The 24,405-nt window shown below is 47.6% G+C and carries 20 protein-coding genes; 5 read left to right on the top strand and 15 right to left on the bottom strand.

The features are described 5' to 3' along the window. Nucleotides 1-9 precede the first annotated feature (9 nt). From NG653_RS00070 to NG653_RS00100, 7 genes are all read right to left on the bottom strand, one after another. Complete coding sequence (locus tag NG653_RS00070) at nt 10-834, bottom strand: carbonic anhydrase (protein WP_252739611.1); 825 nt, start codon at nt 832-834, stop codon at nt 10-12. A gap of 49 nt (nt 835-883) precedes the next feature. Continuing rightward, on the bottom strand, nt 884-2,020 hold the full coding sequence (locus NG653_RS00075; protein WP_252739612.1) for a DcaP family trimeric outer membrane transporter: 1,137 nt from the start codon (nt 2,018-2,020) through the stop codon (nt 884-886). 333 nt (nt 2,021-2,353) lie between these two features. Continuing rightward, nucleotides 2,354-2,857 carry a hypothetical protein gene (locus tag NG653_RS00080; RefSeq protein WP_252739613.1) on the bottom strand — a complete coding sequence of 168 codons (504 nt, stop codon included), beginning with the start codon at nt 2,855-2,857 and terminating at the stop codon, nt 2,354-2,356. Between the two features lie 76 nt (nt 2,858-2,933). After that, nucleotides 2,934-4,355, bottom strand: coding sequence for a DUF1254 domain-containing protein (locus NG653_RS00085; protein ID WP_252739614.1), 1,422 nt, complete (start codon nt 4,353-4,355; stop codon nt 2,934-2,936). Nucleotides 4,356-4,632: 277 nt separating this feature from the next. Continuing rightward, on the bottom strand, nt 4,633-5,112 hold the full coding sequence (locus NG653_RS00090; RefSeq protein ID WP_252739615.1) for a hypothetical protein: 480 nt from the start codon (nt 5,110-5,112) through the stop codon (nt 4,633-4,635). A 25-nt stretch (nt 5,113-5,137) separates the two neighbouring features. Beyond that, on the bottom strand, nt 5,138-5,911 hold the full coding sequence (locus NG653_RS00095) for a hypothetical protein (RefSeq protein ID WP_252739616.1): 774 nt from the start codon (nt 5,909-5,911) through the stop codon (nt 5,138-5,140). 18 nt (nt 5,912-5,929) lie between these two features. Then, entirely contained in the window at nt 5,930-6,439 is a 510-nt protein-coding gene (locus NG653_RS00100) for a YMGG-like glycine zipper-containing protein (RefSeq protein WP_252739617.1), read from the bottom strand. 481 nt (nt 6,440-6,920) lie between these two features. Between NG653_RS00100 and NG653_RS00105 the strand changes: the two genes are divergently transcribed. The 3 genes from NG653_RS00105 to NG653_RS00115 all read left to right on the top strand — a co-directional run bounded on the left by NG653_RS00105 (nt 6,921) and on the right by NG653_RS00115 (nt 11,958). Then, entirely contained in the window at nt 6,921-7,685 is a 765-nt protein-coding gene (locus tag NG653_RS00105) for a hypothetical protein (protein WP_252739618.1), read from the top strand. Between the two features lie 214 nt (nt 7,686-7,899). Continuing rightward, the gene (locus NG653_RS00110; RefSeq protein WP_252739619.1) at nt 7,900-10,257 is read left to right on the top strand and encodes an arylsulfatase; all 2,358 of its coding nucleotides are present in this window, start codon (nt 7,900-7,902) and stop codon (nt 10,255-10,257) included. A 609-nt stretch (nt 10,258-10,866) separates the two neighbouring features. After that, on the top strand, nt 10,867-11,958 hold the full coding sequence (locus NG653_RS00115; protein WP_252739620.1) for a serine hydrolase domain-containing protein: 1,092 nt from the start codon (nt 10,867-10,869) through the stop codon (nt 11,956-11,958). Between the two features lie 118 nt (nt 11,959-12,076). On the opposite strand, the gene NG653_RS00120 is transcribed toward NG653_RS00115, so the two are convergent. Both NG653_RS00120 and NG653_RS00125 read right to left on the bottom strand, forming a co-directional pair. Continuing rightward, entirely contained in the window at nt 12,077-13,180 is a 1,104-nt protein-coding gene (locus tag NG653_RS00120; protein WP_252739621.1) for an acyltransferase family protein, read from the bottom strand. Between the two features lie 23 nt (nt 13,181-13,203). Further along, nucleotides 13,204-13,650: an ankyrin repeat domain-containing protein gene (locus NG653_RS00125; protein WP_252739622.1), complete on the bottom strand. Its 447-nt coding sequence runs from the start codon at nt 13,648-13,650 to the stop codon at nt 13,204-13,206. A 384-nt stretch (nt 13,651-14,034) separates the two neighbouring features. On the opposite strand from NG653_RS00125, the gene NG653_RS00130 reads away from it, so the two are divergent. Next, nucleotides 14,035-16,086: a helix-turn-helix domain-containing protein gene (locus NG653_RS00130; RefSeq protein WP_252739623.1), complete on the top strand. Its 2,052-nt coding sequence runs from the start codon at nt 14,035-14,037 to the stop codon at nt 16,084-16,086. Between the two features lie 89 nt (nt 16,087-16,175). Here NG653_RS00130 and NG653_RS00135 read toward each other — a convergent pair whose 3' ends face one another. The 5 genes from NG653_RS00135 to NG653_RS00155 all read right to left on the bottom strand — a co-directional run bounded on the left by NG653_RS00135 (nt 16,176) and on the right by NG653_RS00155 (nt 22,564). After that, a complete protein-coding gene (locus NG653_RS00135) occupies nt 16,176-16,979 on the bottom strand; it encodes a sulfite exporter TauE/SafE family protein (protein ID WP_252739624.1) in 804 nt (267 codons plus the stop codon). A gap of 176 nt (nt 16,980-17,155) precedes the next feature. After that, on the bottom strand, nt 17,156-18,280 hold the full coding sequence (locus tag NG653_RS00140) for a lactonase family protein (protein ID WP_252739625.1): 1,125 nt from the start codon (nt 18,278-18,280) through the stop codon (nt 17,156-17,158). A gap of 159 nt (nt 18,281-18,439) precedes the next feature. Then, nucleotides 18,440-20,905, bottom strand: a complete 2,466-nt coding sequence (locus NG653_RS00145; RefSeq protein ID WP_252739626.1) for a glycoside hydrolase family 3 C-terminal domain-containing protein — start codon at nt 20,903-20,905, stop codon at nt 18,440-18,442. A gap of 417 nt (nt 20,906-21,322) precedes the next feature. Continuing rightward, nucleotides 21,323-21,910: an outer membrane beta-barrel protein gene (locus NG653_RS00150; RefSeq protein ID WP_252739627.1), complete on the bottom strand. Its 588-nt coding sequence runs from the start codon at nt 21,908-21,910 to the stop codon at nt 21,323-21,325. Between the two features lie 18 nt (nt 21,911-21,928). Beyond that, nucleotides 21,929-22,564: a DUF4136 domain-containing protein gene (locus tag NG653_RS00155; protein ID WP_252739628.1), complete on the bottom strand. Its 636-nt coding sequence runs from the start codon at nt 22,562-22,564 to the stop codon at nt 21,929-21,931. A gap of 267 nt (nt 22,565-22,831) precedes the next feature. Here NG653_RS00155 and aqpZ point away from each other — a divergent pair, with 267 nt between their 5' ends. Then, nucleotides 22,832-23,515: an aquaporin Z gene (gene aqpZ / locus NG653_RS00160; protein WP_252739629.1), complete on the top strand. Its 684-nt coding sequence runs from the start codon at nt 22,832-22,834 to the stop codon at nt 23,513-23,515. A gap of 128 nt (nt 23,516-23,643) precedes the next feature. On the opposite strand, the gene NG653_RS00165 is transcribed toward aqpZ, so the two are convergent. Then, nucleotides 23,644-24,405 carry a LytR/AlgR family response regulator transcription factor gene (locus NG653_RS00165; RefSeq protein WP_252739630.1) on the bottom strand — a complete coding sequence of 254 codons (762 nt, stop codon included), beginning with the start codon at nt 24,403-24,405 and terminating at the stop codon, nt 23,644-23,646.

Here is a 24,405-nt window from a genome sequence, read left to right on the forward strand (position 1 = left end):
CAAATCAACCTATTCGCTATAGTAAACGGTTCTTCCATTTAATGGCTGGGTTGGTCTGTAATTATTTCTTGGCATCAAATCGGCGATAGTTTTAACCTGTACAGGAGAGGCTTTAATGGCGTCTTTAAACACAAACCAATTCACTGCTTCTGTACAAGGTGGCGTTGTTAACGAACCTTGGTAATAGTAATGATCAAAATCCTTTAAAATATAATTTTCAAAATGGTGTGACTTCCCAACAACTTTAGTTTCACCTGGCTTAACCGGTAAATACGATTCCAAAAAGTCAAAGGCATTGCTCTCATCTCCTTCAGTAACCATAACAGCGAAGACAACAAATTTTTTGTCTTCACTAACATGTACCATGTGTATTACTAGTGGAAAGTGCATTCCGTTAACCGAATGTTCTGAAGCGGCATGGAAGTGAAATTGAGCAAGATTATAGCGTTTGCCTTCAAAATTTACATAGTTGTTATTATCTGCAAAATTATATTGTAATGAATGGCCATTGTTAGTAACATCATGAATTATTGTTGACGCGTCGTAATGAACATCTGATGCTTTTAGCCCTGAAGGCTTGGTTATGGCATTTGCCGTTACAATATCAATAGGTGATTGATGGTTACCGCCACAGGCGGACTCTTTTTCTATTTCAGCCCAATGTTCCGGACTAGTCTCACCGTCATAACTCCAATGTTTTGGTGTTTCTTTTTTTACTTCAACCGCCTTTTCAGTCGGTAGGTCTGTTGCCTCTTCTGTTTTCTTTTCGTTTTCCTTACAAGATAAGCTTATTGTTAAGGCAAAAACAGACATTAATACTACTAGTTTTTTCATTATGATTTGATTTAATTATTTATAGCACTTATTCATAGGTTATAGAGTTTTACATATTGAAGCTATATCGTACGCTCAGTTGTAAACGGTTAGCCGTGCCATCAGCACCATTAAAATCTGCTCTATTACCTCTTAGATACTCTACACCAACAAAGGTCCCCTTCATAATATTATAAATTACATTAGCTGCAAAATAGTTTGTAGATTCTAGAGCTGAGCCTGGTTGGCCATCTGTATTGTCAACCAATCCATAATTATAAACAACTAAAGATGAAAACTTATCATTCCAATAATGCTCATAGCCAAATGTTAGTCCTAAATCGGTAAGGGGCTCTAAATTACCATTTTGGTCTAACGCCACAGACTGGCCACCACGATACCGTCCGATGCCCGGACCATAGACTGCCTGGTAAATAATTTTATCTTTTTTTAATAAGTTGAATTGACCAGATAGATTGGCCCCATATAGCGTCACATCTTCTTTATTACCTGCATCAAACCTGTATCTTATACTGGCTAAAAAAGCAGATAATTGCACATGACCCCATTTTTCAGTCACCCTAAATCGTGCCGTTAAATCAGGAAGTGGATTTTCAAATTTTCCTGGGTCCTGAGGAGCCTGACCAGTGGCATTTGACTCTTCTAAGGCGATACCCAAATACATGTTGTCTTTAATAGCATGTCTATAACGTATCATTCCATGTCTCGCAAATGCATAGGCGGCTGGTTTTTCAAAATCTAATGTAGACGGTATAATATTTTCATCCATAAAATTAGACCAAGTTTGTCCGGCCAAAAACCCTTTATACTCAACATAGGCATGACGAATTCTCAATGAAGAGCCGGAGCCGTAAAAATCGCCCTCAAAGTAGGCTCTTAATCCTTTTTCAGGATACTTTACATCCAGCTTTATTCTGGTTTCTTTAACGTTAAATCGTGTTGCCTCCCCTTTACTACCATCGGTTGGAATTGTAGACACATCAAAGAAATCTGGTGACCCAATGGCATCGAAATCATGTATCATGTCTGTTTTTACATAGCCACCAAAGGTGAAAATTACAGGAGAGTTTGGGATTTGCCACCATCCTGATGGTAATTCTGTTTTTGTTATAGATTCTTGTTCTTGAGAAAAAACAATGGTAGTACACAGTATACTACTTAATAGAAATGTTGTTACTTTATTCATTGTTTTAATTAGTTAAATGATGTTATTCCATCAATTCAAATGCTCTAGGCTTTCATTGATACACTTCAATAGCCCTTTGTACATGCAATTGAGCATTCAGTGGTATAATGGATTCTTATGTGATAAAACTTTTATTCAATTGAATGTCAATATAATAGATTTTAATTAATTCATCGCCTTGTCATGTAGCATCGGTGAGTGAAACAGCATTGTTAGCTACTGGTACATGCTTCGACTGTGGTTGAAGGCATGCAGTGATTACTCCAATTATTGTAATCATTAACAGTGCTTCGAATGTTATTAGGTTCAGTATAAAAGTATTTTGATTTTAAATTATTTTTTTTGCTTTTGAACAGGAGAAATCATCATTTCCCATAATCCTCCTTTTCCCAATCGACCCCTTATAACAGATCCAAGGTTGTAAAAAAACAATGCCCCAAACACACAAATCACATTGACCAGAATATGGTATATATCTGCACTTTTTGTTACGTTTTTCAATGCATTTAAAAACCCTCCATATTCATGACGGGCTTCCAGGGCATGTTCCAGAATTAAAATGACCGCTACGCCAGTCAAATACATAAAAGTGCGCAAAAGAATATTTACAATTGCGGGTTTATTGTTCACTCCCAGGGGCACATGCTCTAAAATAAGTACAGCCTTAGCTGCTATCAGTGCTCCAACAATAACTTTTGAAGCACCATAGAATTCTATGCTGTACTCACTCAACAAGAGCACTTTTAATATCATAAGAGTTCCAAACCATACAAGAAAATATATCGAGACCAATAAAATCACCTTTAGCTCTTCTAATAATCTGTCTTTGGTACTCATAGTACTGTTATTCTTAGTGTTTTAACAAACACTTCCCTATCTTCTTAAATTGAAAACTCCACTAATGCCAGCATTTTTATTTAACCAACTGCATAGGTGGATTTTTCCATGAACCATCCAACGCAGCTTCTTTGGGCCAATATAGACGAAGAACAGCTCTGAAGGGACCTTTTGGTGCAGGCAGCCAATTCGATTCTTTATCTTTTCCCGGAGATTCATTCTGAACATAGAAAGTTAACCCGCCATCTTTATCAAATTTAAAATCTGGTAGCATAGGAGAGTTAAGAAGGTATCTGTTAATTGGATTAGCCACAAGCAAACTGGAAGGTAGCTCGTACATTGTTAATGACCAAAAGGCGTTTACTGGAGGCAACTCACCTTTATCAAAATGTAAGGTATATTTGTTTGTAGTGGCATCTAATAATTCTCCGCTTTCATCGGCAGTATAAATGGGATAAAAGGCTTCATTTGCTGAATTACCAAATATTCCAAGAACAGCAGCACCCATGCGATAGAGATAATTGTTTTTTAAAAATTCCCTTGTCCCGAATATCTGTCCAGAGGTTATTTCACCTGCCTCAATTTTTTTTAGAAATGCTGCAAAATCAACTGTCCAAACTTCTTTAATACCTTCTTCCATTGCCGCTTTTACTTCAGGTGAAAGTTTGGTGAAATCGATTGTCTTACCAGCGCCTATACCAATTTTAGCAAATCGGGCCATGAGTTCTTTTTCAGATGGATCTGTAGGGCAGTATTGTAAAACGAAGTTTAAAATGTTAAAAGCTTCTAAGGATGCTTTCTGTTCTACAGGGGCTAGTGGTTTTATAAAATTAATAACAGGCGCAGCTTCCGGTGCAGGGGTACCCAAAAATGAAGATAAAGGTTCTATTTTATACCCGTTTTGAACAGCTATTACCTTGTCAATATCACTGGGGTCAAAAAGCTGTGTCCTGTAAATTGCCAATACCAATTCGGTCTCGGAACGGAAAACTTTGGTGATACCATCTGGTGTTTCCCCCTGCCAGTTAGGTCCTGCTACCATAAATACACCACCATTATTACCTGTTGTCCGGCTACCTATGTAATCGAAATTAAAGGAATAGGAATCTACAAGTTGAACACTGAAATACCGGTCTTTTTCTATTTTAGGTATGGTAAGAACCATAGGTTCTGAACGCAAATCAAGGCCTGCCATTGAATAAGGCGTGTCGGAGTTTGGTGTTTGTACAGCTTTATCCTCTGGTGTAAAAACCTTTGGAATGTTTTTTATTTGGTTCCAGGGTGCTTTATACTCGGGGTCGCTGGTATTAACAAAATACGCATACTCAATTCGATACATATCCATCAGCGGATAAGCATAAATGTATGCTTCTTTCGCTATGGCTGTTATTGAATCTAATGGCAACTCAGAAGATACCATAGTTTCTTTTTTACCCTTGTTCTCAGTACACGAGAATGAGATTAACACAATTAATAGTAGGGAAAATGCTTTTTTCATAATTAGTTATTTATCTTGATTTGGTATCATACAACCCCCAAAAATGGGGCGTAGTGAGGTTAGTGAAGATACAATTCGCTACAAACTAAAGAGTAAAAATCGCAGCGCGATTTTGTACATGTTCTTTTCTCACAAAATTGGCTTGCTAATGTTACGGAGTATCAATTCGTAAACAGACTTCCTTAACCTACTGATTCACTATGCGTTCAATTGCACTAAATGGACAAAAAAATCCCGGCACTAATCCACCAGGGCTTTTTTACAACCCATTCTCAATTTAATTATCAAACTGCCCTATATAGGGTATACCTTCAAATATGGAGGTTCTTATCGCACTCAGAAAATAGTTTTCAATCTGGAAGAACTGCGCTGCCCTTTTAGAACCAGAAGCTTTCTTTATTTTCTTGTAGTACTGATCTATTAGCTTATCTGTGCCCTTTCTCAGGCTAATCATATTGGCCACTACCTCATCGTATTTGTCGTTATTAAGGGAATTGTAATTTTCCACATAGTCGATAAGGACAGACAGCCGTTCTTTGCCCATTGCCTTGCGTTTGTTTTCGTATTCGTCGTACAATCCCCAAAAGGCATCATCGCTATTAGCGTTCAGGAACTCTGCTACGATCTCCTTTTTTTGCATCCCAAAGATGGATTGGAACAGATCGACTTCTTCACTATTTGTCTGGGCGTAGGTGGTCTGAACAATGGTTACTGTTATAAACAGTATGCTTAATTTCTTTAAAAAATTCGTTTTCATTTGATTTTGCTTAAATAGTTAGCGGTTACTTTTTCTTAGTTTCGGGGTTAAAAGAATATTGGGGTAAATACCATCCTTCTACCGTTTCGGCCTTTCGAACTAATTCCATCATAGCGATCCATAATATGGTGCCTTCATCGTCTAATAGTTCAATACTCTCCTGTAGTTCTATCTGATAATCTAATGGAGTTGCAGACCAGGTAGTAAACATGTAGACGGGTTGATCGAGTCCAATAACCCCTTTAAAGACTCTAAAACCGCTTTTTACCCCTTTGTCCTTGTAGAGATTTTTCCAGGCCAATAGAATTTGTTCGGCTTCTTTTTCTGTTCCCGGCTCGAAGTGCAAATAATTCCATCTGCGATAAGGCGCTTCTTCTAACCAGATTTTTCCATCGGGAACATAAGAGAGTTCAGGTTGGTATTGTACCACGTAGTACCTGTAACCGTTGATGGTCTCTTTTAAATCGGACCAGATCAGGTCGAATTCTGCCGATTTCTTTTCTCCTTGAACGTACGACCTAAGGCCCCCGTCAATATCGTTCAGGCTATTTAATCTAACGACGTGCGAATAGTGAAAATTATCTTGTAATTGTGTCATGTAATTTACGCTCTCTACCTTTTGGTCGCTAAGAAATAGTGCCAGGTCGGTAAGTGAAGCTTCGTAGTCTGCAGCCCTCGAAGGTTTAACCATGTCTTCCCTTACCATTAAATAGTTTAAACTACTGTCAGAGATTTGAGCAATGCCGACATTTACCCCTAAACCAATAAGTATTGCGGTAATTAAAAATTTCGTTTTCATGTCTTCTGTTTCGGTTGATTATTTAACGGTGTAGCCCTTGGCCTCCAGACAGGCGGTAAACGCCTTTTTAAAACCGTCTTCAAGATTCTTATTGGTTTGCGCAGCCTCATTATTGGCCTTTCCCTGTGCAGAGGCTTTTGCCATATTTCCGCTTCGGCGACCTAAAACCGCGCCGCTAACTGCACCTAAAGCAGCTCCTTTACCGGTGTCGCCCGATATGGCTCCAATGGCAGCCCCGACGGCAGCGCCGCCCGCAGCGCCTCTAATCGCCGCGCCGTCAGGACCGGTTGGCACTTGATTGGCCTGAACCACTGTGGGGTTTATTGGATCATAATTAGATTGTTGTACGGCCCATGTGTAACAATCGGACTTGTCCTTCTCCTGTTGTTCGGTCGTTTGATCGTTGGCAGGGAAAACATATAGTCCAACCTTTTGTGTTATAGCATCCCCTGTGGTTTGGCCAAAGGAGGTAAAAGAAAAGCCTATACATAATAGGGGTAGCCCGATTTTAATTAAATGCTTATTCATAATGTTTATCTGATGTTAAAATTGTTTACTCCTTCCGGTATCGGATTGATATGTTGAAATAGTGTGATGAAGACTTGACCGTATGGTCATGACCTTTGCGGATATGTTACGATTCGTAATAATTAAATGAGCATGAGCCTTTTACTTTTTTTTGTATTTTTACACCTCTTATCTCACGCTAAATATTCCCATCAATTTTAGTATTTTGTTATACACTTTTTAAGTGTATAACAAAGCTAATGCTCTATTATTCAATATATCATACCTAGCGTTAGGTATTTTTCACTTTCCGCATGACTTGCGACATTACATTTTCTACTTTTGATGCATTGGGTGAAAAAGTTTGAGTTTTCAGGTTCGCAATCCATGTAAGATTTGTCGAAACTGTTTAAGTGAACCCGATGTGAGTTGCCCAGGAATATTCAAAAGTCTTCTACACAATTTATTTTAAATGAAAAGAATAAACAGGTACTCCACAAAAATGAAATATCAGGCATTACTTGTTTTAGTATTCGCCATGTCCCAGTTCGGGGCATTAGCCCAAGAAGAAACGGCTGATACGAAATGGCACTTTCTTGCCGAGCCTTACCTTATGTTTCCGAGCATGAATGGCGAATCTGGCATAAGAGAGCTTCCGCCTATAAATGTCGACGCCAATTCATCTGATATTTTTAACAGTTTGGACTTTGGCATTATGGTCAACTTCGAAGCAACCACCGATCGTTGGGCACTGGGTTCGGATTTTGTCTATACGAAGTTAACGCAGGATGTAGAATCCTCAGCACTTATAAATTCTGGTGAGATCGAATTAAAGCAAATGATCTGGGAATTATCGGGGCTTTATAGATTGTTGCCTTTTCTTGAAACTGGAATAGGTTTTCGCCTCAACGATATATCAATGGCTGCAAATATTAACAGAAATATAGTTGGAGGCGGTTCATCCCAATTGGTAAGTGCCGAAAATTCTGAATTTTGGATAGACCCGGTCCTTATTGCACAATTTTCTAAAAGCCTTAATGATACCTGGCAATTAAAACTCCGCGGAGACGTGGGTGGTTTTGGCATAGGGTCCGATTTCACATGGCAACTTCAAGCTTCGGCAGGTTATCGTTTTTCAAAGCTCTTTCAGACTACCCTGGGCTACAGAATTATTGGGATGGATTATGACCAGGGAAGTGGCTCAAGCCGATTTAGATATGATCTAAACACCTCTGGACCCCTGATCAAACTCGGTTTTAATTTTTGAAAAACACGAATTACACTATAATAGTAAAAGATTATCCTTAAGTTGTTTAGTAGCTTACCACCGCTTACGGCCGAATTAGAAAGAAAATCAATTTATGGTTGTGCTAAGACTGTATTGGCCAAAGGAAAGTGCATTGGATGACTCATGGAAGAATTCACCTTTGCAGGTAGTCAATTAATCCAATTAGCGTTGAACAAATAGAATTAGTACTAAAATGATGAAAAACAAAATTTCAATTGTATTGTATTTTATGGCGCTGGTATTTATGCCTATTGCCATTATGGCTCAAGAAGTATTGCCATTTAAAAAGCAAAAATCGGGAACAAAGGCCGGCCTTACTATGGAGGAGTCTATATATGCGCCTTCTCAACCCAAAAGTCATCTTCCTGAAGGTGCACCAAATATTGTTATTATATTAATTGATGATGCCGGGCCAGCTACAGCAAGTACATATGGGGGTGAGATTAATACACCAACAATGTCCAAAGTAGCAAATGAAGGCATTAGTTACGGCGCTTTTCACTCAACGGCCATGTGTTCACCAACACGGGCCTCACTTTTAACCGGGAGAAACCATACGCGCGTTGGAAACGGTCAAATCTCTGAAATATCAAACGACTTTGATGGGTTTACCGGGTTAATTCCGAAAACCTCCGCTACAATGGCCGAAATATTAAAACAATATGGATACAGTACTGCTGCTTTTGGAAAATGGCATATGACCCCTGCTACTGAATCTAGTGCTGCCGGGCCTTTTGATAATTGGCCAACTGGTTTCGGGTTTGATTATTTCTATGGATTTTTAGGTGGGGAAACTTCACAATACGAACCTTATCTGGTAAAAAACACTACCTATGTAGACCAACCTAAATCTGCTGAAGAAGGTTACCATCTTACTGAAGATTTAGCTGACAATGCGATTGATTGGATGAAAAACCATCAAGCTTTAGCACCTGATAAGCCGTTTTTTATGTATTGGGCTACAGGAGCTGTACATGGTCCACACCATATCATGAAAGAATGGGCTGATAAATACAAAGGTAAATTCGATGATGGTTGGGAAGCTTATCGCGAAAGAACTTACAAGAGAATGATGGAGCGGGGATTACTACCTCCAAACACAAAACTGACGCCCATTCCTGCTGGTATGGATAGATGGGCTGATATTCCAGAAAGCCAAAGACCATTTCAAAGCAGGTTAATGGAACTTTGGGCTGGCTTTACAGAACATACAGATTATCACGCAGGCCGTGTTATTGCTGAACTGGAGAACTTGGGTATTAAAGAAAATACTTTGGTGTTTTATATCATGGGTGATAATGGCAGTAGTTCAGAAGGCGCCCATGGTACAGTGAGTGAATTACTAACTCAAAATCAAATACCGAATACGCTTGAACAACAATTAGAAACGCTTGAAAAAATTGGTGGCATTGAGGTTTTAGGAACTTCTGTAACCGATAATCACTACAATGCAGGTTGGGCGTGGGCCGGATCTACGCCATACAAAGGGACAAAATTAACCGCTTCATACTTTGGAGGAACACGTCAAGCCATGGCTGTATCTTGGCCCAAAAAGATAAAACACGATTCTAAACTACGCAAGCAATTTCATCACGTTAGCGATATCGCGCCAACCTTATATGAGATCCTGGAGATTACACCACCAAATGTTGTTAATGGGTATTATCAAGATCCAATTGATGGCGTTAGTATGCAGTATACTTTTGATAATGCCGAGGCTGAGACGCAGAAGAAAACACAGTTTTTTGATATAATGGGCAGTCGGGGTATTTATCACGATGGTTGGTTCGCTTCTACTATGGGTCCAAGAACACCCTGGGCAGCTTCTCCCGGAATGGCCACATGGACACCTGATAAAGACGTTTGGGAACTATATAACTTGAATGAAGACTGGTCACAGGCAAATGATCTTGCTGAAGAAAACCCTAAAAAGCTTCAGGAAATGAAAGATCTATTCCTTGTAGAATCCGCTAAAAACTATAATATGCCAATTGGCGGTGGATTATGGGTGCTTTTACATCCAGAATATTCATTGGGTAATCCAGCAACAGAATATAACTATACACCAGGATTAATCACTATTCCCGAATTTTCAGCGGCAAAAATTGGGCGTAAACACAATCTCATAACATTGGATGTGGATATGCCCGAAAATGCCAATGGCGTACTGTTTGCTTTGGGTGGATCTGGAGCCGGAGTGACTTGTTTTATGATGGATGGCTATCTCAATTATGAATATAATGGTTTTATTATTGAGAAAACAAAAATTAAGTCAGGCAATAAACTGGCTGCTGGGGCTACTAAAATAGAAATATTGTTAGAGCCTACCGAAGGAACTATTGTGGTTCCGGGAAAAGTATCAATAAAAGTAAATGGTAAAAACATAGGTGAAGCTACGGTACCACACCTGGCCAACTTAACACTAAGCACTGAAGGTCTTGAAGTAGGTAGGGATGAACACGCTCCGGTTTCATCAGATTATTTTGGCAAAGGGCATTTTCCGTTCAATGGAACCATCCATAACATGAATGTGAAATATTTGACGAATTAATTGAATCGATAAGTATTCTGGAGCGGACATAGATCAGATATATCGGATTAGGAATTTACTTAACCATAGAACCGGCAAGTAGCATTAAATAAAAAGTGAAAACAGGGATAATTGTATTTTCAAGAGCTTCGCCCTGTTCAACTTTCTTGTAAATTGACAGGTACGTGCTATGCAGTTGGCTACAACTCTTACACTAAATGTTGAAAGGCTGTTTGGAATCCGGGTAAATTTAGAATTCGTTAGATCATTATTCATGCATTTATTAAGGGAATGACTTTTTGATCTGCGTGAAAATGTTCCGACTTGGCCAGTCAAGTGTTAATCGGTTAATGAATTCAGAGGAGCAGTTTAAGTAATTGTTATACAGGTGATAAGATTATGTTTTAAGTCCTGCCGCCCCGACGAAACAAACCATGACTTCTGCCAGCAGAAGTCATGGTTTGTTTCGGTTACCCCCAACCTCCTCTCCCCAGCTTCTTCCGTATTGGAAAACGGCCCATGCAGGATGTAAACACCCATAAAGGGCGCTAGTGGTCGTTTTAAGGCGCATTCATGCAATAAGTTGCCAAAAATCAGGTTATTGCTATTTCAAATAGCAAAAGCCTGACCGTGGAAATAGCCGTGCCCCGTATGAAGTATGCCAAGTGCTTTTTGATCCTTTTATTGCCCATCCTGATGGGGTGCAGTAACGAGGATGACCGTACTCCGCCCGCCCCTGAGGATGGGGTGTATTTTCCGCCCATCTCGGGATCCGGTTGGGAAACCACTGAGCTCTCCAGCCTTGGGTGGAATGAGGAAGCGGTGCAACCCCTAAAGGATTTCCTGCTTGAAAAAAACACCAAATCGTTCCTGATCCTGGTCAACGGGAGGATTGTAATGGAAGAATATTTTGACGGGCACACGCCGGAGGCCACCTGGCAATGGAACAGTGCCGGGAAAACGCTCACCTCAGCCACCACCGGAATTGCCCAGCAAAACGGTTTGCTCAACATTGACGACCACGTCGCCCAATACCTCGGTGATGGCTGGACCTCGGCACCTCCCGAAAAGGAAGCCCTGATTACGTTGTTCCACCTGCTCAGCATGACCTCCGGGCTGGAAGACGCCAACCTGGTGACCCCGGCGGCACTCACCTATGTGGCCGACGCGGGAAGCCGGTGGTCCTACAGCAATGTATTTCAAAAATTAATGGATGTCGTCGCGGCTTCAGCAAATCAAAGCTTTGAAGCCTATTTCAATGCCACCCTGAAGGACAAAATCGGAATGGACGGATTTTGGAACAATGGGCTGATTTTCCGCATTTACCACAGCAATACCCGCAGCATGGCGCGGTTTGGCTTACTCGCGCTGCACAGGGGAAAATGGGATACGGAGCAAATCATAGACCAGTCATTCTTTGAAGCTGGCATATCCCCGTCCCAAAGCATAAATCCCTCGTACGGGTATTTCTGGTGGCTCAACGGCAAGCCGAGCTTCATGGTTCCCGGTGGGCAAACCGTCTTTCCGGGGAGTTTAATCCCCAATGCCCCTGCAGACATGTATGCCGCCATGGGGGCAGAAGACCAGCGCATTTACGTGGTTCCGGGCAAAAACATGGTCGTGGTGCGCATGGGGAGGTCATCCGATCCGGGCAACCCGAGTTTTGCGCTTTCCGGATTTGACAATGCGCTTTGGCAGAAAATTAATGCAGTTATCGATTAGAGCATGAACTTCCTAATAAGGAGCAACAACCCGCTGCCCGACCGCGGAACAATTGGGCATCCACACACCGATACACTGTAGGTTCCGGGGGAGGCTGTAACTTCCCAATTTCCAGGGCCTACTCCCCGATTCCGTCGGGAGTTGTAAACACCCCGGATTCCCGCGCTTTGCGCTTGTTTGTTTTCAGGCCGAACAGCGGCCTTAGGAACCGGACCCGCCTAAGGACGAATTCAAAGAGGGCGAAGCAAACAGCAGCCGTGAACGCGACAATTGCGATGAACTTCAACATCACCGGAAGTTCCAGGGGCAGGATGAGCATCGCCCCGGCATAGAGTACAAACATGTGGATGATGTACACTGGATAGGCTGCCTGGCTGAGGTAGCGCAGAAGGGCCCCGGGCCGGTTGAGGTATTTGTGTCCAAACCCGAAAACCCCGAATATCCAGCAATTGGATTCAAGTGCCATAAGATAGCCGGGCGATTTCAAATCGAAAACAGCAAACCGAATGGCGTAAAGGACCAGGGCAAAGCCGATGTATAACCACCGCCATGTCAGCACGGTTTGCCAGAAGGCTTTCCCGGCCGAGACGAATAGGAAGCCCAAAAAGAAGGCCAGCATCCCGATTAAAAAACCATGCCAGGTCTCGGCATACAGTTCAAAAATCTGGGGCTTCAACACCGTCACTTCAATCATGAAAGGGAGGGAGGCCAAAAGAAGCCCCAGCGGATGGCCCAGGACAAGCCTTACCCCCTGCATAAACCGGCCGTCCTGTCGATTTTTCAGGTAGAAGAATACAGGCGAAAGCAACACCACATAAGCAAAAATATTTCCGAGGAACCACAGGTGTCCAACATGTGGATAATAGCTGAGAGGCATGTTGTAGAACCCCTGGAAGATGACAAAGTGCAACGGGGCGATGGCGAGGAAGCCGAAGGCCAGGGGCAGCAGGATGCGCCGGCCGCGCTCGAGCAGCAATTCCCGCCAGTTTCGTTTGCGGAGGGCAAAAAAGACCCCCATACCCGAAACGTAGAAGAGGAAGGGTATCCGCCAGACATTGAGCATGGTCATTGGGACCCACAGGCCCTGCAAAGGTTCCTCGCTCCGGATGAACCCCACAAACATAGCCCAGGGCTGGAATACAATGGCAATGTGATAGATTAGCAACAGGCCGATGGCAATGACCCGAAGCCAGTCAATATCGTATCTTCTTTCTGATGACATTTGAAATCGGTTTTAGGCGGTGGTTATTGCAGCATCATGGCGATCACCGGACGCGTTTTTTCCAGTTCATCCATTTTGAGATCAAGGCCAATCGGACCGAGTTGGGTTTGCATGAATTCATAGACGGGCCTGACCTCTTCAAAGGATCCCATGACACTTTCCCGGGGGGTGGCCCCGAAGTTGTTCCTCAGGGTTTTGTCGGCGCCTGCATCCAGTAGTTTCTGTACGAGTTCCACCCTGCAGAAAAACGCCGCGACATGCAGTGCTGTGGCCCCGTCGTTGTTTTTTAGGGACAGGTCGGCTCCGGCATCGATCAGGGCGTTGGCGATATCGGCCTTATCGAAAGTTACCGCAGTAATCAGGGCGGTGGATCCGCTCATTGCGTCTTTTATGTCCAGATCCGATCCTATCCGGATGTGTTGTTTCACGGCATCGAGGTTGCCATAGATTACGGCTGATTGCAGGTCCATTTCCGGTTTTTCAACTGTTTCCCCGGGGGCGTCCCCGGCCGTTTGGGGTTTTGCGTCCTTGCAGGAAACCGTGCCCGCGAAAAGAGCAGCCAAAAGAATTCCGCAAACAGGTTTGTTCAGGAAATTGATTTTCAAAGCGTACATAAGTTCTTTTGATTTAGGTTATTACTTTTGCTTTTTGTTTGATACAAAGTTCGGGGAGGCTATGGCGCAAGGCTAATAAGGGACGCAGCCAATTCCATAACATTTGGGGAAGGAGGTATAAATTATGTGGCAGGAGTATAAATTATGATGCAACAGGTGCTTTCCCTGTTTCCTGTACCACAGCAATTACCGGTGGGGTTACCATAATCTTTATTACTTTCGGGGGAGTAACAGAATACCATGTCGGGCACCTCCAAAACCGCATCAGAATTTATTAACCGGGCCGAAGCCATTATCCGGGAGCACCTTTCCGATGAGACTTTTGGCGTGGCAGAGCTGTCAGAAGCCCTGAACATGAGCCGCTCCAACCTGCTTAGGAAGTTCCGGAAATATACCAAACTTTCGGCAAGCCAATTTATCCGGCAGGAGCGTCTGAAAAAGGGGATGGAACTGCTTAGGGAAACTTCACTGACCGTTTCTGAAATTTCGTACCAGGTAGGCTTTGGGAGTACTTCGTATTTCATCAAATGTTTCCGCGAACACTATGGCTACCCCCCTGGCGAGGCCTCCAAAAAAGATTTGTCGGATGAACCCGCCAGCCGCCCGATTTCAGGACGGAACCCCTGGAAAACCATAGGAGTTGCCTTACCGATATTATTGGCACTGGGCTTTTTGGTATGGAAAAACCTTCCAACTGCTACCCCCGGGGATTTGGAGAAGTCCATAGCAGTGCTGCCGTTCAAGAACGAAAGCAATGATGCCACCAACGTGTATTTTATTAATGGCCTTATGGAATCTACCCTGAACAACCTGCAGAAAGTGGAAAACCTGAGGGTGCTCAGCCGGAATTCGACGGAAAAATACCGGCATTCAAACAAGGCCATCCAGGAAATTGGGGAAGAACTAAAAGTGAGCTATTTCGTAACCGGGAGCGGCCAGCGGTTAGGGGACCGGGTGTTGCTGAACATCCGGCTGATCGAGGCAGCCACCGACCGGCAGATATGGGCAGAGCAATACAGCCGGCAAGTAGGGGACATCTTTGCTTTGCAGAATGAAATAGCCCGGAAAATTACCGATGCCATCAAAGTGTTTGTGACCCCGGCGGAACTCGAGCAGATAGCGAAAAGGCCTACAAAGAGCCTGGAAGCCTATGATTATTACCTCCAGGCGCTGGATGGATTCCACGCCAACACCAAGGAAGGACTGGAAACCGCCATACCTCTATTTGAAAAGGCGATTGAGCAGGATCCTGAGTTCTCCCTGGCCTATGCCAATATCGCGATGGCCTATTTCTTCCTCGACATTTACCTGGCCGAGAAACAGTATGCAGACCGTGTCAATATCTACGCGGACAAGGCCCTGCTGTACGACTCAAAATCGGCCGAAAGCCTTATCGCCAAAGCGCTTTACTACCTTGAGACCAGGGAGTACCGGCTCGCCTTGCCCCATTTGGAAAAGGCCCTGGAATACAATCCCAATTCGTCGGCGGTAGTGCAACTGTTGTCCGATTATTATGCCCGAATTGTACCGAATACCGGAAAGTACCTGGAATATGCCCTCAAAGGCCTGCAACTCGACATTGCCGCCAATGACTCCACCACCCGTAGCTATACCTTTTTGCATCTGAGCAATGCCCTGGTGCAGACAGGTTTTGTGGAAGAGTCCCTTGAATATATTGACAAATCGCTGGCATATGATCCGCATAATGCGTATGCCCCTTTCCTGAAGTGCTACATCCTTTATGCCCGGGACAGGGATATTGAAAAGACCAAAAAGCTTTTGACCAGGGAATGGGAGAAGGACACCACCCGATTGGACATCTTGCAGGAAGTGGGGAAAATCCATTATTTCCTTGAAGCTTACGATAGCGCCTTTTATTACTATGAGAAATTTGTATGGGCCAGGGAAGGCAGTGGCCTGGAAATATACCCCCAGGAGGATCTCAAAATAGGGGTAGTTTACCAAAAGATGGGATTGGAGCAGGAGGCAGGCCGGTTTTTCGAGGCCTATGCGGACTATTGCGAAGCGGACCAGTCCATTTACAAGAGCGCCAGCATGGCCGGAAAGTTTGCCCATGAAGGGAAGTATGAGGAAGCGATAGAACAACTGAGGGATTTCTCCACGCAGCAAAATTACCAATACTGGATTGTGTTGTTCCTTGAAATGGATCCCATTATTAAACCCCTTAAATCCCATCCGGAGTTCGACGCGATTGTGCAAAAAATCAAAGACCGGTTTTGGGAAAACCATGATCGCCTGAGGAATTCCCTGGAGGAAAAGGGCCTGCTGTGAATCACTGAAAAAACACCTGTTCCCAGGCCATACGTGTTCACAGAACGGGCTTCAGCCAGCCCCCTTCTTCATAGTCAGGAAAGGGAAAACTAACCCAACAACTCCTTGTACAGGATGTAGAGGCCCATAACCACTACAAACCAGCCGAACGATTTTTTCAGGTTGGAACCCTTGATGAACTTGCTCAGCCAAATCCCCACAAAGATCCCGACAACAGACAGGGCGGTAAAAGAAAGCAGGATATCCCAGTCAATGGCCAGGTTTTGCACATCCCCCAAAAATCCGATCAGCGATTTTATCGCGATGATCAGCAGGGAGGTAGCCACCGCTTTCTTCATGGGTAATTTAGCCAGCATCACCAGGGCCGGGATAATTAAAAACCCCCCTCCGGCACCCACAATCCCGGTCAGCACCCCTACGACCAGGCCTTCCAGGATGATCAGGGGAAAATTGTATTCCACCTTGGCCGTGTCATCGTCACAGTTCTTGCACCGGCCCCGGATCATGGATACCGAAGCCAGTAGCATGATGATGGCGAAAAAGACCATGATCCCAATATCTTTGGTTACCGTGAAATCCCCCACCTGGAATAGCGTTTCCGGTATGGCAGGCAGCAGGTATTTCCGGGTTCCGTATACCGCGATAAAGGCGGGAATGGAAAATACGATGGCCGTTTTAAAATCGACCAGGCCTTTCTGGATGTTTTTCAATGCCCCTACCAGGGAAGATACCCCAACGACAAACAGGGAATACGCGGTTGCCGTAACGGGGTTGATATGCAGGAGATATACCAAAACCGGAACGGTGAGGATTGAACCGCCGCCCCCGATCAATCCCAGCACAACACCGATTAAAAGGGCCCCGGCAAAGCCAAGAATTTCGAAAAGTTCCATATCTTTTTTGGGGACGAAGGTCGCCAACCCCTTTGACCCTTGCAGTTACCTGGGTTACACAAGGTCCGTTCCGGTATGGGATTCCCGCAGGCAGGGGAGGTACGCCCGCCGCGTTCTGTACAATGGGAGGTATTTAGAGTAGCAGTGCGGGCCTGGCCCTGAAAAGGATCCTGTCCTCAGGGGGCGAACAGGATACAGACCGGGGAAGGGGCGTCCACCTGGTCGACAAAGGCCAGCAGGCCCGTTTGCAGGTTGCGGCTGAAAGAGACCAGGCTATTGGTGGTCTGGTTGGCAACCAGCAGGAACCGGCCATCCGGGGACAGGTTGAAATTCCTGGGGGTTTCCCCCCGGGTGGGCTCGTGGCCCAGCGTGGTCAGGTTCCCGTTTTCCGGATTCACAGAAAAAATGGCGATGCTGTGGTGTCCGCGGTTGGAGGCGTACAGGAAGTTTCCATCCGGGGAAACATGGATGTCGGCGCAGGTATTCTCCCCGGTAAAGCCTTCGGGCAGGGTGGTTAGGGTCTGTGCAACGGAATACCCCTCTCCGAAGGGGTTCTTTTTCACCAGGGAAACCGAGGAAGAGAGTTCATTGACGATGTACATCCAGGGGTGCTCCGGATGGAACGCCAGGTGGCGCGGCCCCGCCCCGGGTTCCATGGACAGGGTAGGGGGGGTGCCCGGAAGGAACCTGCCTGAACCCGGGTCTATCGTCGAAAACCACAACTGGTTGGTCCCCAGATCCACCGAAATGACGCTGCCGTCATCGGCAAACCAGCCGGAATGCGCATGGGGCGCTTCCTGCCGCGGGTGTTCCCCCCTGCCTTCGTGCTGTTGGACGTCCAGGAGTCCCGGGAGGGATCCATCGGCCCCTATTTTCAACAGGCCCATATTCCCCCCGCTGTAGTTGGCTACCACCACAAAGCCTTCAGGGTTGGTGACTACGTGGCAGGGATGGGCCCCGCCGGAGGTTTCACGGTCGACCAGTACAAGGGTATCCTGCCCGATTTTAAAGGAGCTCACATACCCCATTTGGTTTTCGTCGCTGACCTCATTGACGGCCAGCAGGTACCTGCCATCGGCGGAAAGCGCCAAAAAGGAAGGGTTTTCCGCCCTTGCCATTAGCCCCCCTTTTTTCAGGGAGCCGTCATCGCCAAGAACAAATTTGTAGATGCCCTCGCTTTCTCCCCCGGTGTAGGTCCCTAGGTAAAAAGCCACCTGCTGGGGTTGGGGGGTATTTTTGGGATCACTACATCCCAGGACCGGCAACAGGGCGATGGAAAAAAAGATGAGGGTACGCGACATGTTCAGGACTTCGAAAAGGTTGTTTCATGCAATAGTACGGGAATTTGCGCACAAATCCGAGACCCGGCCGGGCGAGTGTCTGAATACCCCGAATGCTCCGGACCTGTTCTTTTTTGGCGCAACCCCGGCGGCACAAATAAAGCAGCCTGCAGGCCAGGGTCAAAGCCCGACCTCCATGCGCTGGCGCAGGTCCCGTGAGGAAGCCCCGGCTTCCAGGAAATAGGTCCCCGGCTCAAGGACCCATCCCGGGCGCGACTCATCCCAATACCGCAATTCTGCCACCGGGATGCGGAAAGTGAGCTCCGCCGATTCACCGGGTTGCAGCAACGGGGTTTTGGCAAATGCCTTCAGCTCCCGTACCGGGCGATCGACCCCCGTATCGGGTTTGGAAGCATAGACCTGAACCACTTCTTTTCCTGCCCGGGCCCCCGTATTGGTTACGGAAAGCGACACCTTCAGGGTATCGTTTTCGAGTTGCCCCCCTATGGTCCCGTATTCAAACCGGGTATAGGAAAGCCCGTAGCCAAAGGGATAGGAAACCTCTAGGTCGGCTTTGTCAAAGTGCCGGTATCCCACATAAATGCCCTCCTCATATGCCGTGTAGTCCTTGTTGCGGACCTTTTCGGGATCGGGTTTTTCCTCCCGGTCCCCAATGAAATCCATGACCCCCATCCGTTCCCCGTCCAGCGGGAAATTCGCGTGGGAGGCATGGTCGTGCAGGTGCACGGGGAAGGTCATGGGGAGCTTGCCGCTGGGGTTGACCCGCCCGCTGAGTACATCTGCCACGGAATTGCCGCCTTCCTGCCCGCCCTGCCAGGCCAGCAGGATGGCATCGGGCTGGTCATTCCAGGAGGCGGTTTCGATCACGCCCCCAATGTTCAAAACCACGAGCACCTTTTTCCCGGCGGCGTGGAAGGCTGCGCAGGTAAGGGAGATCATGTCCTGCTCCGTTTGGCTCAGCAGGAAGTCGTCCTTTTCCACCCGATCACCGCCTTCCCCGCTGTTCCGGCCTATGGTGATGATGGCCATGTCGGCCTCTTCAGCGGTTTGCTCCAGCTGCTCTGGGGTCAGCAGGAATTCAGGGGGGCTGTAGGGCTGCAGCATGGCGTTGAAGCCCTCGGGCTTTACAAAGGCCTCCCGGTTGGCCGTCCTGTGGGCTTCAAAGGCCTCTTTCGGGGTTTGTGCGATTTCAAAGACCACCCGGGGGGTCATCGCCTCGGGATCCATGTTCCGGATTTCGGACTGGGGTTCCGTACGGGTGAGGCCCTCCTCCAGGGAGACCGTATACGCTTCATTCACATCCCCGGAACCCGTGCCCCCGGCGATAAAGTCATAGGAGGTCACCCCGATCAGGGCCACGGTCTGCGCCTCTTTCAGGGGGAGTACCCCTTCATTTTTCAGCAGCACCATCCCCTCGGAAGCGGATTGGCGGGTGATGGCCGCATGGGCTTCCAGGTCCGGGTTGTTCCCGTTTTCATACCCCTGCATCTTCCGGGATCCGAGTACCAGTTTCAGGATCCGCCTTACGGCCATATCGATCGCTGCTTCGGTCAATTCCCCTTTTTCGTAGGCTTCCAGCAGGGCATCCCACTGCTTTTTGGTGCCGGGTTCCAGCAGGTCGTTCCCGGCGCGGATCATGGCTGCGGGATCATTGCCCCCGAACCAGTCCGACATAACCAGGCCTTCAAAACCCCATTCCCCCCGCAGGATACCGGTAAGGAGTTCCCGGCTTTCTGCAACGTACGTGCCGTTGACCTTGTTATAGGAAGACATGAGGGTCCAGGGTTGGGACTCCCTGACAATGATCTCGAACCCTTTCAGATAGACTTCCCGCAGCGCCCTTTCAGACACCAGCGCATCGTTGACGAAGCGATCCGTTTCCTGGTTGTTGGCCACGAAGTGCTTGACGGAGGTCCCCACGCCCTGGGATTCGATCCCGTTGACCATGGCCGCCCCGATGAGGCCGGTCAGGACCGGGTCTTCCGAGTAGTATTCGAAATTCCGGCCGCAGAAGGGGTGCCTCTGGATGTTGGCGCCCGGCCCCAAAATAACGTCCACCCCGTATTCCAGGGCCTCATTCCCCATGGCGGCTCCTATTTGTTCCACCAGGGTCGTGTTCCAGGTGGAGGCCAGCATGGTACCGATGGGGAAGGCGGTGGCATAGTACGTCCGGTCTTCGCCTTCACGGGTAGGTTCGATCCGGAGCCCAGCCGGGCCATCCGACAGGTAGACCGTGGGGATGCCCAGGCGGGGGGTCGGCACGATGGTGCCGGCAGCCCCGGGGATGCCCTGCCCCGGTTCATTCCGGCCGACGGCAGACCCGATCCCGGAGCCTTTGAGCAGGTGAATTTTTTCTTCCAGGGTCATCTGCGACAGCAGGTCGGCAGCCCGTTCGGCAACCGGCCTTCTGCCGTCTTCATAAATATCGAGCTTGCCGTTCCCATTCCGGTCCGGGAAGGCATACCCGTCCAGGATCAGTTCCGGAATATTCCCGTTCTCGGAATATTCCTCTTCAAAATCAAGCAGGATGGACTTCAGGTAAAGCCAGCCAATAAGCCCTGACAGGAGCAACAGGAGCAGGAGGGAAGCCAGGACGATGAGGGTGATTTTAACGGGTTTTTTCATAGAATGCAGGGTTTAGGGGTCCTGCAAAGATAACACAGGTCAACTTACAGCCTCCAGACCTGTCGGGAAAAGTGTTCCTTACCCATGGGTCCCCCCTGGGATTCCTGGTGCCCGTGCAGGACCACCTTCCCAACCCAAAAGACAGAGTCCGCTCCCTTATGGCAGGTGGGCTTTGTTGCTGCGGGGGTTGCCCTTGAATTCAGGCCAGGAATTCCCTGTTCCTGGACCGGCAATACGGGAAGGGGACGGGACCTTCAGCAGGATACAGCCCCGCCTGCCAGGGTGTATTTCCGCAATTCCCAAAGGTTTATGCTGACGCCGTGGTCTACCCACATGCACTGCCCCGGGGGTGATGGCCGGCCTGAACAGCTTCCCTTGAGCAGATCAGTACCCTTGGGCTACCAATGGTGGGGTGTTCTAATTGCTCCAGACCAGGCCGATATTGAAGGCATAATACGGCAGGCTGGGGAGTTCATCCCCCGAGGCGACGTAGTTGTACCTGAAAGAGGCACGGATGCCCACATTATAGCCCACCTCGTAATCCAGGCCTATTTCAGGCCGCAGGCTGAAGGGCCATCCGGTACGTTCATCCCGGAAGAGGCCCGTGTCCTGGTCAAATATACTGTACACCAGCCCGATACCCAGGCCGGCATAGGGGTTCAGGTCCCCGGAAGGGTTTAAATAAAAGCTCCCTGTGACCAGGATCGGAAAACTATTGAGGTAATTGTAGCGAAACCCGGATAGCGTCTCGGTCCCGGTGGTTTCAGTTACAAAACCGAGGTCGTCATTGAACACCTGCCATCCGGCGCTGAATCCGAGGGCAAACCCTTCCCGGATGAAATACTGGTAGTCGATATTCACCCCGCGCCAACTGGTGGATTCCAAATAATCGGAGGTCTCCCCGGAGGGGAAGCCCACGCTGTAGGTAAGGGCGAATTTGGTCTGTCCAAAGGAGAGGGTGGTGAACAAAGCCAGCAGGGAAGCAGTTATCAGGAAACGTCTCATGAGTGTCTCGAATTGGAATTAATCAAACGGAGGTTGGGTAAAGGCCTGGTCAAGGTTGCGATCGATCCGGCCGATGATGTTTGCGTCACTTCCCTGAAGCAGCCCGTTGATGGCCCCGGTCCAGACGACCGGTACTTCCTCATTCAGGACCCCATTGGGATCCGTAACCTGGATCAATACGGTCCCGGTTCGGTAACCGGTTACATATCCCGGCAGGTAGCCCGGGTACCACCAGCCCCAGCAGGGGTAATACCAGCACCAGTAGCCGGGGTCGTAGAAATAGAGGAACTCGGTATCAAAGGCAGAGGCCAGCACGATAAGGTCAGGGCCGTCCGCCTCATCCACCTCGGTCCAGCCCTCCGCATTGAGGTTCTGGCGTATGTTGTCAAGGATGGCATCCCCGAACTGGTCGTCTATAAACTCCGGGGGACCGTTCGGGCCCCGGTCGTCATCGATCAGCAGGACCCCGTCAGGCAGGGCATAGGTGTACGCGTTGTCAAAATTGAACTCGGGAGCGTAATTGGTATATACCACATCGTACTCCTCCACAAACTCCGGCTCATCCGGATAACACCCCGGCAATAGAAATGCCAGGGCGGCAGGGGCCATTTTCAGCCAATCCCCCATTCTTTTGAATCCTGTTCCGTGTTCCATATCCCAATTCATATTGAGTTAAATAGGCGGTTCCCTCAAATCTATTAAAAATCAGTCGAAGGAAGGCCAGGGTAACTAAATAAACTAGCCCGGAAAGCCTAGTGTCACAAAACAATGGGCCCCGGGCCCCTTTTGAAGGTAGGGTTGTTTGGGATGGCCAATTTAGGATAGGCCCCGGCGGAAACCACATGTTTTTCCGGCTTTTTGAATTTGATATTTTGCTACATTTAAGAACAACTTATCAATTCAACCAAATACAAATGAATTATGAAAAAACTGGTAGCAGAATTTATCGGCACCCTATGGCTGGTCCTGGGGGGCTGTGGTAGTGCCGTGCTGGCAGCCGGGTATCCGGAACTGGGGATCGGCTTTGTCGGGGTTTCCATTGCCTTTGGGTTAACAGTCCTGACCATGGTCTATGCCATAGGCCATATTTCCGGGTGCCACCTGAACCCGGCCGTTTCGGTCGGGCTTTGGATGGGGGGGCGCTTTGAGGCCAAAAACCTGGCCCCTTACATCCTGGCCCAGGTGTTGGGCGGCATTGCAGGGGCAGGAATCCTGTACCTGATTGCCAGCGGGAAAAGCGGGTTCGAACTTGGCGGGTTCGCGGCCAATGGCTATGGTGCCCATTCCCCGGACGGGTACAACATGGTATCCGCCCTGGTTACCGAAGTGGTGATGACCTTTATGTTTTTGATCATCATCCTGGGGGCCACCCATCCGAAGGCGCCAAGGGGCTTTGCCGGAGTCGCCATTGGCCTGGGCCTTACGCTGATCCACCTGATCAGCATTCCGGTAACCAACACCTCGGTAAACCCTGCCAGGAGTACCAGCCAGGCCTTGTTTGTCGGGGACTGGGCCCTGAGCCAGCTTTGGCTCTTCTGGGTGGCCCCGGTGGTCGGGGCGGCCATTGCCGGGTTGGTGTACAAAAGCCTTTCGCCTGAAAAATAAACCAGGCGCCTGCCCTTAACCGGAGGGCTGCTTATGGAATGGCTAACAAAAAGGGTGCATGCAGGAAGGTTACTGCGGTATGCACCCTTTATTCTTTCAGGATTGCCCTGTAGCGAAGTTGGAGGGTATTACTGCGGAGGAAGCCCCTGCATCCGCATCAGAAATTCCTCTTTCTTCGACCGCGAAACCGGAATATGCGCTTCGTTTTTCATAAGGATGTACCCGCCATCGGCCTTTACGTACCTTTTCACTTCCCTTAGGTTAATCAGGTAGCTGTTATGGACCCTCATAAAATCTGAAGGGGGAAGCAAGCGTTCATATTCTTTCAAATGCTTGCTCACCAAAATCGGTACTCCGGAAATGGGATGGAACTGGGTATAGGAACCATCCGCTTTCAGGTAACGCAGGTCCCTGCTGTTGACGAACTCCATGCCCTCGGCGGTATTCAGGCAGAGCTTAACGTGGTCGCTTTGCGGGATCCTGAGGTTTTGAAGCAGCGATTCCAGTTGCTCCCCATAACCCGGTTTGTTTTTTGCCCTTTTTGCCTTTTCCACGGCTTCCTGCAGTTCTTCAAGATCAATGGGCTTTAAGAGGTAGTCCAGGGAACTCATTTTTATGGCTTTAATGGCGTAGTGCTCAAAGGCCGTGGTAAAAATGACCTCAGGGGCAATTCCTTTCACCTGTTCCAGCACGTCAAACCCCGATCCGGTTTGTAATTCTATGTCGAGGAAGACCACGTCTGGCCTGCGCTCCCTGATCAGGCGAACGGCATCTTCCACATTAGCGGTGATTCCAACGATGTCTATTCCCTCACAGAATTCCGTCAGCAGGCCTTTCAGGATTTCCTGGTTGTGTTTTTCGTCTTCTACAATAAGGGCATTGAGTTTCAT

It is taken from the genome of Robiginitalea marina, from assembly GCF_024006985.1.
Taxonomy (GTDB): Bacteria; Bacteroidota; Bacteroidia; order Flavobacteriales; family Flavobacteriaceae; genus Robiginitalea; species Robiginitalea marina.